The organism is Caballeronia sp. LZ029, from assembly GCF_031451275.1.
In the GTDB taxonomy this organism is placed as follows: Bacteria; Pseudomonadota; Gammaproteobacteria; order Burkholderiales; family Burkholderiaceae; genus Caballeronia; species Caballeronia jiangsuensis.
In genome coordinates, this window is record NZ_JARUXO010000100.1 from 25,089 (window position 1) to 36,659 (window position 11,571).

9 protein-coding genes are annotated in these 11,571 nt (G+C 61.0%); 7 read left to right on the top strand and 2 right to left on the bottom strand.

Features of this window, described 5'->3' with window-relative positions; translation table 11 throughout:
- From QCE73_RS37905 to QCE73_RS37930, 6 genes are read left to right on the top strand one after another with little or no spacing between them, the layout of a single operon-like run.
- Window positions 1–1,782 (top strand): glycoside hydrolase family 15 protein, encoded by a 1,782-nt coding sequence (locus QCE73_RS37905; protein ID WP_014253179.1) that lies wholly within the window; start codon window positions 1–3, stop codon window positions 1,780–1,782.
- Window positions 1,783–1,797: 15 nt separating this feature from the next.
- Window positions 1,798–2,862: a cytochrome c oxidase subunit II gene (gene coxB, locus QCE73_RS37910; protein WP_081478305.1), complete on the top strand. Its 1,065-nt coding sequence runs from the start codon at window positions 1,798–1,800 to the stop codon at window positions 2,860–2,862.
- Window positions 2,859–4,874, top strand: a complete 2,016-nt coding sequence (ctaD, locus tag QCE73_RS37915; RefSeq protein ID WP_035510354.1) for a cytochrome c oxidase subunit I — start codon at window positions 2,859–2,861, stop codon at window positions 4,872–4,874. The genes coxB and ctaD overlap by 4 nt, the downstream gene beginning before the upstream one ends.
- On the top strand, window positions 4,871–5,485 hold the full coding sequence (locus QCE73_RS37920; protein ID WP_014253176.1) for a cytochrome c oxidase subunit 3: 615 nt from the start codon (window positions 4,871–4,873) through the stop codon (window positions 5,483–5,485). Before ctaD ends, QCE73_RS37920 begins: the two co-directional genes overlap by 4 nt.
- Entirely contained in the window at window positions 5,482–5,925 is a 444-nt protein-coding gene (locus QCE73_RS37925) for a hypothetical protein (RefSeq protein ID WP_014253175.1), read from the top strand. Before QCE73_RS37920 ends, QCE73_RS37925 begins: the two co-directional genes overlap by 4 nt.
- Before the next feature lie 59 nt (window positions 5,926–5,984).
- Window positions 5,985–7,247: a cytochrome c gene (locus tag QCE73_RS37930; RefSeq protein ID WP_309885929.1), complete on the top strand. Its 1,263-nt coding sequence runs from the start codon at window positions 5,985–5,987 to the stop codon at window positions 7,245–7,247.
- A 33-nt stretch (window positions 7,248–7,280) separates the two neighbouring features.
- Here QCE73_RS37930 and QCE73_RS37935 read toward each other — a convergent pair whose 3' ends face one another.
- The gene (locus QCE73_RS37935; RefSeq protein WP_035510356.1) at window positions 7,281–9,434 is read right to left on the bottom strand and encodes a glycogen debranching N-terminal domain-containing protein; all 2,154 of its coding nucleotides are present in this window, start codon (window positions 9,432–9,434) and stop codon (window positions 7,281–7,283) included.
- A gap of 328 nt (window positions 9,435–9,762) precedes the next feature.
- Here QCE73_RS37935 and QCE73_RS37940 point away from each other — a divergent pair, with 328 nt between their 5' ends.
- On the top strand, window positions 9,763–10,968 hold the full coding sequence (locus QCE73_RS37940; RefSeq protein WP_035510357.1) for a cyclopropane-fatty-acyl-phospholipid synthase family protein: 1,206 nt from the start codon (window positions 9,763–9,765) through the stop codon (window positions 10,966–10,968).
- A gap of 162 nt (window positions 10,969–11,130) precedes the next feature.
- On the opposite strand, the gene QCE73_RS37945 is transcribed toward QCE73_RS37940, so the two are convergent.
- Window positions 11,131–11,394: an ABC-type transport auxiliary lipoprotein family protein gene (locus QCE73_RS37945; protein WP_062255151.1), complete on the bottom strand. Its 264-nt coding sequence runs from the start codon at window positions 11,392–11,394 to the stop codon at window positions 11,131–11,133.
- Between the last annotated feature and the right edge of the window lie 177 nt (window positions 11,395–11,571).

Genomic DNA, 11,571 nt, shown 5'->3' on the forward strand with positions numbered 1-11,571 from the left:
ATGGCCGCGCGCATAGAAGACTACGCTCTGCTTGGCGACGGGCACGCCACCGCCCTTGTAGCCAAAGATGGGTCGATCGATTGGCTCTGTTGGCCCACATTCGAGTCCAGTCCCTCATTTGCCGCGCTGCTTGGCGACGCATCCAACGGCCGCTGGTGCATTGCTCCCGTCGAGCCGGTGCAACAGGTTCGGCGGCGGTATCTTGGCGACTCGCTGGTGCTCGAGACGACTTTTGAGACTACCAGTGGCGTCGTTGAGATGACCGATTGCCTTGCGTGGTCCGAGGTCCCTCCTCGCCTCGTACGCAGCGTGCATTGCGTGGCCGGACACGTTGCCCTCACAAGCGAATTGGCGGTTCGCTTCGATCATGGGCGCCTGAAACCTTGGTATCGCCAGGTTGGACGAAGCGTTGTCGCGGTGGCCGGTCCCCATTCAATCTGGTTCGACTGTCCTCTCGCGCCTGTTTGTGATGCGCAATCGGTGCAGGTCGAAATAGATTTGACGGCCGGTGAGCGGTGTGACTTGGTGCTGACTTGCTGCCGTTCTCATGAGCCGCCACCTGCTGCATTGAACGTGGACCAGACGCTGCGTGCGACTTTGCTCGATTGGTCGCAATGGGGGGCGCAGATCGACTTGGGCGACGACCGATACGCCGACGCGATTCGGTCCTCGCTCGTGGCGCTCAGGGGGCTCACCAATCGCGTGACTGGCGGTATCGCCGCGGCGGCAACGACTTCATTGCCTGAACTGATCGGTGGCGACCTTAACTGGGACTATCGCTATTGCTGGCTGCGCGATGCGAGCTTTACGATGCTCGCCTTGGCCGGCACCGGCTTGCGCGCGCAGGCGCAGGCCTGGCGCGATTGGCTATTGCGCGCGCTCGCCGGTGAGCCCGCGCAAGCACAGACAGTTTATACAACCGACGGCGACCGTCACCTCTTGGAATGGGAGTGCGCGTGGCTAGGTGGCTACGCGCGCTCACGTCCCGTGCGCTTTGGCAATGCGGCGGTGACGCAATCGCAGCACGATATCTACGGTGAGCTCATCGACGCACTTTACGTCTCGAGATGCCATGGCATGCCGCCCGGCGACGAAGTCTGGTTTCTCGAACGTGCGCTCATCGAGCATGTGCGGCGGATCTGGAAGGAGCCAGACAATGGACTATGGGAATCGCGCAGCGGCCTTCAGCACCATACGCTTTCCAAGATGATGACGTGGCTTGCACTCGACCGGGGCATCAAGAGTGCGCTGCGTGAAGGCCACGACGTGCCCATCGACGACTGGAGGCGTGACGCGCGTGAGATTCGCGAGAGCGTGCTCACACACGGCTTTCACAGCGGCGTGGGCGCCTTCACGCAGACGTACGGCAGCGATCGGCTGGACGCAAGTCTGCTGCTCTTGCCCTTGCGCGGCTTTCTGCCTGCTGACGACGCTCGGGTCGTCGGAACGGTCAACGCCATCGAGCGGAATTTGATGCGCGGCGGTCTCGTGTATCGCTTTCTAGGCGATGACGAACCCGGCTCGGGGCCACCAGAAGGTGCCTTCATCGCCTGCAGCTGCTGGCTTGTACAGGTCCGGCAGATGCAGGGCCGGCATAGGGAAGCTAAGGAACTGTTCGAACGGGTGCTGGCGCTGCGAAACGATGTGGGATTGCTCGCTGAAGAGTTCGATACCGGTCTGAAACGCCAGTGCGGCAACTTTCCGCAAGTACTCTCTCACGTTGCGTTCATCAACGCCGCCCGGTACTTCGACGACCCCGATCATTCGCTAAACGCCCTCTGAGACACAGCCACGAGCATGAACAACGACGCGGCCGACGGCACTCCTTCCCGAGAAAACCTTCACGGCGGCGGCTGGCGCGTCGCCGTGCTCGCGCTCGCACTTCTATTGACCGCGAGTCCTGCCGTCACGCATGCCGATGCGCCGCTCAATTATTTTCTTCATGCCGCCGGTCCCGCCGCGACGCCCACGATGCGCCTCGGCTGGGCGCTTGCTGCGCTGGTGACGGTCGTCGCGCTGATCGTCGTGGTCCTGCTCATTGGCGCGATTGCGCGCCGGAGGTCGAGCACCGAACGCGATGAGCGACATGTTCACGCCGAAGGCGGTGGCATGCATTGGGTGTGGATCGGCACGGCAATTTCGTCCGTCGCGCTCTTCGCGGCGCTCGCTTATGTGCTGTTCACGCTCGAATCGGTCGCGTCGCCTGGCCGCGAACCGACTCTTATTATCACCGTCACCGCGCAGGACTGGTGGTGGAAGATCGACTACGCGGGCGAGCCTGCGGTCACCACCGCGAACGAAATTCACATTCCGGTGGGCGAGCCCGTGAAAATCGAACTCAAAAGCGCGGACGTCATTCACGCTTTCTGGGTGCCGCTTCTCGCGGGAAAGACCCAGACCATACCAGGCGTCGTCAACGAACAATGGATTCAAGCAGACCGCGCGGGCGTGTATCGCGGCCAATGCACGCAGTTTTGCGGCGCCCAACATGCGCATATGGCCTTCGAAGTAATCGCCGAGCCGCGTGCACAATTCGACGCATGGTATGCGTCGCAAGCGAAGCCGTACGCGCCTGTGGGCGCCGCCGCCGACGTGCGCGCAGGCGCTGAACTCTTCAAAGAGCGTTGCGCCGGCTGTCACACCGTTCGCGGCACCGATGCGAACGGCGCGCAGGCGCCCGATCTTACGCATCTGAACGCTCGCCGGCTGATTGCAGCGGGCACGTTGTCCAACACCGAACAGAACCAGCTCGACTGGATTCAACACGCGCAGCGCATCAAGCCTGATTCGCTGATGCCATCAATCGCGCTCTCCGCCACCGACGCCGCCGCGCTGACGGCCTACCTTCGGACCTTGCAATGACCGAGCAAGCACCTTCGCCCCCGCCCCTACGACGCACGCTCACGCTCGGCCGCATCGAGCCCGGCAGCGATGAAGAACGCGCGTTGCGCGAAATCTGGGAAGCGCCGCCGGGATGGCGCGGCTGGCTGTCGACGGTCGATCATAAGAGCATCGGGCTGCGCTATCTCGTCACGGCGTTCGTGTTTCTGATTGCGGGCGGCGTCGAAGCACTGTGCATGCGCGTGCAACTCGCGCGCCCCGATGCGCACGTGCTCACGCCCGAGCAATACAACCAGCTCTTCACGATGCACGGCGTGACCATGATTTTCCTCTACGCGCTGCCCGTGCTGTCGGGCTTCTCGAACTATCTTTGGCCGCTCATCCTCGGCGCGCGCGACATGGCGTTTCCGCGCCTCAACGCGCTGTCGTACTGGATCTTTTTGTTCGCAGGCCTCTTTCTCTATGCGAGCTTCCCCTTCGGTGAAGCGCCCAACGCGGGCTGGTTCAACTACGCGCCGCTCGCGGGCCTTACCTACAACACCGGACCTAACATCGATGTCTACGCGCTCGGGATGGTGCTGCTCGGCATCTCGACCACGGTCGGCTCGATGAACTTTGTCGTCACGTTCCTGCGCATGCGCGCGCCAGGCATGTCGGTCGATCGCGTGCCGGTGCTCGTGTGGGGCACGCTGACGGCCTCGGGCGGCAACCTGCTCGCAGTGCCCTCAGTCAGTCTCGCGTTTTTGCTTCTGTGGCTCGATCGGCGCATCGGCACACACTTCTTTGACGTGATGAATGGCGGGCGCGCGCTGCTCTGGCAGCATCTCTTTTGGATCTTCGCGCATCCGTGGGTCTACGCGGTGGTGCTGCCGGCGATGGGCATTGTCTCGGATGCGCTACCGGTGTTTTGCCGCAGGCCGCTGGTCGGCTATTTGCCAGTCGCCTTGTCGACGGTCGCGACCATGACGGTCGGTTTTGTCGTGTGGATTCACCATATGTTCGCGACGGGCATTCCCGCGCTCGCGTTGTCATTCTTCGGCGCAGCGAGCATGGTGATTGCGATTCCCAGCGCGGTGGCGACCTTTGCGTGGATCGCCACCATCTGGACCGGACGTCCCGTGTTCCGGGTGCCGTTCCTCTACTTTTCCGGGTTCGTGTTCCTGTTCGTGATCGGTGGCCTTTCCGGCGTGCTGACTGCCGCCGTGCCACTCGACTGGCAGCTGACGGACACCTACTTCGTGGTCGCACATCTGCATTACGTCTTACTCGGGATCAACGTCTTTCCGGTGATCGGCGGCATCTACTTCTGGATCCCGAAGTTCACAGGACGCATGATGAGCGAGCGCATCGGGCGCATCGGTTTCTGGATCCTGTTTGTGGGCTTCAACGTCGCGTTCTTCCCGATGCACATCGCGGGTCTGCTGGGAATGCCGCGCCGGATTTATACCTATGCGCCGGACATGGGCTGGAACACGGTGAACATGATCACGTCGATCGGCGCGTTCGTGTTCGCGCTGGGCGTGCTGATCTTCCTGGTCGACTTCGTGTACAGCGTGCGCCGCGGACCGGTCGCGGGCGACAACCCGTGGGACGCGCCTACGCTCGAATGGTCAACAACATCGCCCCCGCCGCCCTACAACTTCGCCGTCGCGCCGCGCATCGCAAGCCGCCATCCGCTGTGGGAGGCGCGCCTCTCCGGCAAGATGCGCTCGCAACTCGAGGTGGGCTACGTGCTCAATCGCGGACGTGAAGCGCTCGGCACGACCGCGCTCGACGGCGACCCTGATGTCATTCTCCTAATGCCCGAAGACTCGTACGCACCGTTTTGGCTTGGGGTGGCGTCGCTCGTGTTTTTCACGGGACTGGCCTTCACCGCGTGGTGGCTCGCGGGCATCGGTTTACTAGGTTGCGCGGCGGCAATCGTCGTCTGGCTGTGGCCGAGGCGGGAGCTCGGCCAGCGCGATGATTCACCAGACGATGACGCGCCCAGTAAAAACAATGCACCTGACCCACGCGCCGGAGCCACATCATGAGCGACTTTGTGGAAAGCCTGCCGGAACGCAAAACACTGCCCATCGGTAGTCCGGGCGAGCGTTCGGGCGGATGGTGGGGCGTCCTCACGCTGATTGCGACCGAGGCGGCGCTGTTCGGCTACCTCATCTTCTCCTATCTGTATCTCGCCTCGCAGACCACGCAGCAGTGGCCGCCCGAAGGCATGCCGAAGCTTGGCCTCGGTGGGGCGAACACGTGCATCCTTTTGTCGAGCAGCGTATTCGTGTGGGCGAGCGAGCGCTTCGTGCGGCGCGGCAAGCGCGGCATGGGCGTGTTGATGCTCCTGATTGGGATCGTGCTCGGCACGATCTTCGTCGGCATTCAGCTCAAGGAATGGCACGATCATCCTTACGGTTTGACAACGCATCTCTATGGCTCGCTCTACTTCACCATCACCGGTTTTCACCTGATGCACGTGCTGGTCGGCCTCGTCGTGCTGGCGTTCCTCACGCTCTGGACCGCACTCGGCTACTTCGACTGGGCGCGTTCGGCGGCGCTCACCATCGGCGGACTGTACTGGCACTTCGTCGATATCGTATGGCTGTTCATTTTCGCGACGCTTTATCTGTCGCCCTATGTGCTCGCGAGATGATGATCAACGACCGCTCTTCCCCCATTGAGAAGCGACACGAAGCACGTCCGAGCGGCGTGTCGCTCACGCTCGGCCTGTTGCTCGCGCCGGCCGCATGGTTCGTGCAGACGAACCTCGCGCAGACGATCGCCTCATGGGGGTGCTTTCCGCATGAACGGCCCGTGAACCAGCCCGCGATGTCGTGGCTTCAACATGGCGAGCTGATCCTCGCATTGCTCGCCCTGCTCATGGGGGTCGCAGGCGCGGCGATCGCGTGGCGTAACTGGCGGCGTACCGCCGTGTTCGCGTCCGCGGTGAAAGAGCAAAGCGCTATTGATCGACACACCGCGCGCGACGTGTTCATCGCCCGCGCAGGCGCTCTGGCAAGCGCGCTCTTCGTGTTCGCGCTGATCGCAACCGATCTCGCGTGGCTCGTCGTTTCTCCTTGTGGGGGGCGCTGATCACCATGAGCTTTAAACAACATGTGTTGCTCAGCATGACTGCGATGGCGGCGGGCTTCATGTTCTGGTGTCAGTCCACCTGCGCGCAGGAAACGCCCTCCGCGGCGCTGGTCGCACGTGGCGCGTATCTCGCCAAGGCCGCCGACTGCGCGGGCTGCCATACAGCATTGCCCAAAAAGGGACAGCCGCAGCCGCGCCCATTTGCGGGCGGTTTGCCGATGGGCTCGCCCTTCGGCACCATCTGGTCGAGCAACATCACGCCCGACAAGGAACACGGCATTGGCGGTTATAGCTATGAGGACTTCGCACGCGTCTTGCATCAAGGTGTCGCGCCCGGCGGCAAGCATCTGTACCCAGCCATGCCCTACCCCTCGTTCTCGAAAATCAATGATGAAGACATGCGCGCGCTCTACGCCTACTTCATGCATGGCGTCGAGCCCGTGAATCAGGCGGCGCCGGAAACAAAGCTGCCGTTTCCGTTCAGTCAGCGCTGGATGCTCTCGCTGTGGAATCTCGCCTTCGCGCCAAATGATCCCTTCACACCTGAACCGAAACGCGACGCGCAGTGGAATCGCGGCGCGTATCTCGTGCAGGCACTCGGACACTGCGGCGCCTGTCACACCCCGCGCGGGCCCGCGTACAACGAGACCGGCTATACGCAAGAATCGAGCGCCTACCTCACAGGTGGCACCAACGATCACTGGTACGCGCCAAATCTCACGGGCCTCGCGGGCCCCGGGCTTGGTCGCATCTCGGCGCAAGACATCGCGTCATTCCTGAAAACCGGACACGGCGCGGGGCTCATCACGTTCGGAAGCATGGTGCAGGTCGTCGAAGACAGCACGCAGTATCTCAGCGACCAGGATCTGAATTCGATTGCGTCCTATCTGAAGGCCCTGCCCGCGCAGGGCAGCGGCGGCACCTACGATGCGCAATCCAGACTGGCACAGCAAAGCGTCGCCGCCTTGCACACCGGCGATCAGCAACGACCCGGCGCGGGACTCTATCAAGGCATGTGCGCGCGTTGTCACCACAGCGATGGAAGGGGTGAGCCGCTTAAGTATCCGCGGCTTGCAGGGAACCCCGCCGTGCTGGCGGAAAAGCCGGATTCGCTTGTGCGTCTTCTTTTGCAAGGCGGGCATGCGCCAACGACCATCGACGACCTGCCGTCAAAGGAAATGCCCGCTTTTGGACCAAAGCTCACGGACACCGAAATTGCGCGCGTATTGACCTTCGTGCGCAGCGCGTGGGGCAACAACGCCAGGCCGGTCACCACGCGCGATGTCCAGAAGATGCGCGATGCAGTCGTGCCCCACCATTGAGCGGGCAGCAGCCGTCGGTTCTAGCCGGCTCATCTAGATCGGGACAACCCGTTGAATAACGGCGGAGGGCTCACCCTTGAGCACCGCAAACTGAGTCTTCTGATCTGTCCGCCAGAAGCGAATGTCGAACGTCAGTTCGCCAATGTGTAAGTCTCTCAGCGTGACATCAGGGAGCCAGGGTGGCAAGACTGGATCGACGAAGAGGACTCCACTGGGCGCATCAGGTTGAAGGCCAAGAATGGCGTAGAGCAATGAGAAAACAGATCCCGCGGCCCAGGCCTGAGGCACGTTCGCGCCAAGATACTGGACGGGAAAGCTTGACGCATCACGATGCAAGCCGGCATAGAGCTCGGGAAACTGATTGAGCATGAAGAAGCGGCCCGCCGACCACACGTCATGAGCAATCTCGCCGGCCTCTTTTGCATAGCCGTAACGCTTGAACCCCTCGGCGATGAGCCCATTGTCATGCGGCCAAACCGCGCCGCACTGATAAGAATAAGGGTTGTAAGCTGGGTGAGCGGCCGATAGTGTGCGAATGCCCCACCCACTCCACATATCCTCGCACATGAGCCGGGCGACGACACGACCTGCACGCTCAGGCGGAACGATGCCGGACCACATGCAGTGACCGGGATTCGAAGCCACAGTCATGACCTTATTCTTGTCGGCATCTAGTGCGAGCGCGTAAAAGCCAGCTTCCTCATCCCAGAACGTCTCATTGAATCGGGCGAAAAGTTGGGCCGCCTTCTCGCGCAAGGTCGCCGCACGCGCGTGCTCATGCAGCACGTCGTAGATCTTCGCCATTCGCATCCATGCATCGTAGACATAGCCTTGGAGTTCACAAAGCGCTTTGGCGCCACCAACTTGCGTTCCGTCTGGATAGACCACCGCGTCGCCGGAATCCTTCCAGCTCTGGTTCTCGAGTCCGTCCGGCGAACGCGTCTCGTATTCCTGGAACCCATCGCCATCCCGGTCGCCGTATTGGTCGATCCAGTCGAGACAGCGCTCCGCAGTGGGCAGGTGTCGCCTCAGCAAATCGAGGTCGCCTGTACAGCACCACGCAGTATGCAAGGTAATGAGATAGAGCGGCGTCGCGTCGGCCGTTCCGTAATAGGGCGTATGAGGCACGAGGTTAAAATGGGCGAGTTCGCCGAGGCGCAGCTCGTGCATGATCTTTCCCGGTTCGGCGTCGCGATAGTCGTCCCGATCCTTCGCCTGCCGGGCGCCTAGCACTGCTAAGGTTCCACGCGCAAACGAAGGATAGACCAGCGATGTCTGTAAGGAAGTTATCAGGCTGTCGCGCCCAAAGAGAGCCACGAACCACGGAAGTCCCGCGGCCGGCACGACATGCGTGTCGGCCTTAGGCGCCGACCCACTTATCGGCAGGCGCAACGCGGCCAGGTCATCGGTGGCCTGCTGAAATACGCTCCTGAGCGTCTCATGACTGCTCTCGAGCTTGAGGACGGCGCTATTCCACTGGGCAAGCCGCTTGCGGTTTTCCGATAGTTCACTGTGAGAGCTGGCGCAGGAGACTGGTGCACGGAACTGATCACGCCCGTCTGAGAGATCGTATCGCAGACAGCAATGCCAGCGGGCGCCAGGCTCCATCGCAAGGTCAAATGTCATGCGCCCATTCGCGTAGGCGGCCAAAGACCCACTGCTGCACGCGCTCACCACAACCGCACGCAGGAAATCTTGATTGCGATATGCGGTGATCAGACGCTGCCCAGATTCTGACCACGTCGTCGAGATGCGCCCGCGGCGCACGAAACGACCGGATTTCACCTCGAAGAGGTCGGCAAAATCACTGCGTATGCCGATCTCGAGATTAAAGCGCACCTTCGAGGCGCCATAATTAACCAGATCGAGATCTTCGTGCAGGCCGCCGCCGATCTCACGGCTCAAGGTGAGGCCGACCGTATGGGCCTCGACCGGCCCAGCCTCGGTGAGAAAGGCACGATTTGTCAAAAAAATCTGCGCTGCGAAGGCGGCCGTCGCGCCACCGTTGAGCAGATCCCACGGTTGCCCGTTCGCGTACACGGTCCAATGGCTGATCACGCGCGTATCGTAGAAGTAGTAGCCCTTTTGTGATTGGCCGCTCATCTGACCATCGGTACCCGTCAGAAGAACCGCGTGGCCCTGGTGAATCGCAATCTGCGGCGGCCCGACCTTCACTTCAAGCGACATAACCTTCTCCCTCTACGACGCACTGGGCCAGACACTTCCCCACGTCGACCATAGATGCAGCAAAGTATGCTCCACCGTTTATATCATAACGTGATACTCTTGATTATGGTTCAGGTTCGGATTGCTTCCGCTCGACTTCTTCCGTCCCGGTGGGTCGCCAACGCAGGACGAACACCTCAGATGTGGATAGTTCTCGATAACCTCTCGATCATCCGAGGTCAGTTTCTTTCGTGAGGCTGAATCGTTCGGTCAGCCGAATTCATGGCCTAGCCATAGCGTCAGCGTTCGCGTGGCTTTGATCTATCTCTTCAAGTAACGGGAGGGGAACATGTTCTTTCAAGATAAAGTCGAAGCGTGGGCAGCGAGCGCTAGCGAGCACGTCCCCGTGCCCGCGCGACTCGTGTTGTGGGACGGGCGTCAAATCAGTCTGGGTCATTCGGGCGAACCCAAAGTTGTTCTGTATGTTAAGCAAGCGGGAGCGCTACGACGATTGCGTCGACCCACGATCGATGCAATCGCACAAGCGTACGTCAACGATGAGATCGACATCGACGGCCGTATGCCCGACGCAGTCGCACTGGCGTATGGGCTGGCGCAACGGGAAAGTCCTTCAAACACCCGCGCCCCACACTTTTCTCTAGCTGACCACAGCAAACAATCTGATCGCAAGGCGATTCAATTTCACTACGATGTGTCGGACGATTTCTACCGCATCTGGCTTGGGCGGACGATGGTCTATTCCTGTGCGTATTTCGAAAACGGCACGGAGGATCTCGACAGCGCGCAAGAGAAGAAGATCGATCACATCCTGAAAAAAATCGCGCTTCGACCGACGCAATCGCTCCTCGACATCGGGTGCGGCTGGGGCTCGTTGGTGATCCGGGCCGCGCAGCGATTCGGTGCACGATGTACCGGCATTACGCTTTCCGAGAAGCAGTACGAGTTCGCAACGCAGCGGGTGCAGGAGGCAGGCCTCACAGATCGGGTAGAAATCCGGCTTCAGGATTACCGGGATATCGACGGTCAGTTCGATCGCGTCACCAGTGTGGGCATGTTCGAGCATGTCGGGCGCGCGAACCTCGGAGCGTATTTCGCGAAGATTAGTTCGTTGCTGGCGCCTGAGGGAATCGCAATGAATCATGGAATCACATCGACGGACCCAGATATCGCCTGGTCGCCGGCCGTTGATGGCAGTGGTTTCATGGACAAATACGTGTTTCCGAACGGCGAACTGTCGCATATCGGGCAAGTCCTCGACGCGATGCAGCGCGGTAATCTGGAATCAATTGACGTTGAGAATCTACGGCGCCACTACGCTCGCACGCTGACGCTGTGGGCAGAGACATTCGAAAAAAATGCGGATTCGATTCGGCAGTTGGTCGACGAACAAACGTTTCGGGTATGGCGCATCTATCTCGCGGGGTGCGCCTACGGCTTTCGATGCGGTAATCTATCCATCTATCAGGTCGTCTGCCGCAGAGCGGGCGCACAAGCCGATTCACTCGCATGGTCTCGCAGGTATATGTACGAGTGAATTCACGAAGCCATGCCGCGAACAGCTCGACGCACGGATCCGTGGCGGTTGACGAAACTCTCGAGGAGCCCCCAAGCTAGAGCCCGCCCGCGCGTACTCGACGTGGACCGAACGGAGTGACCCACAAAGACAGCGACCAGACACAGCTTCCCACGCGGGAAGCTAGCGTGCAACCATCGAGCCAGCAATCTGATCCGCGAGCTTGCCGAGAACCTTGCTCATCGCGACGGCCTTTGCGTCGACGTCGGTGCCTGTCACAACAGCTCGGAGGGTCGCTTGCTGCGTGAACACAATATGATCTGGCCATCGCGTCACAAGCGTCCACGTTCCATCGATCGTCGGTCCCCCGTTCGAAGGTAGTTCGAGGTGAGTCAAGTTGACAACGAGCGCGCGCGTGTCCGCGCTCGCTGGAAATGCTTCAGTCATCGCCGAGCCTTTCTTCCGGTGTCCAGCGACCGGGTACCCGCGCTCCACCTAGAAGGTCAATTCCATGGGGATTCGCACGGCGGTTTCAAGATTGAAGCGCAACAGCGGATTTAATGTTTAGAGCCATGAGGTTGAGCTGCGGAAGCGAGTGTGGCGGCGAAGACCTCGAGTGGCGAA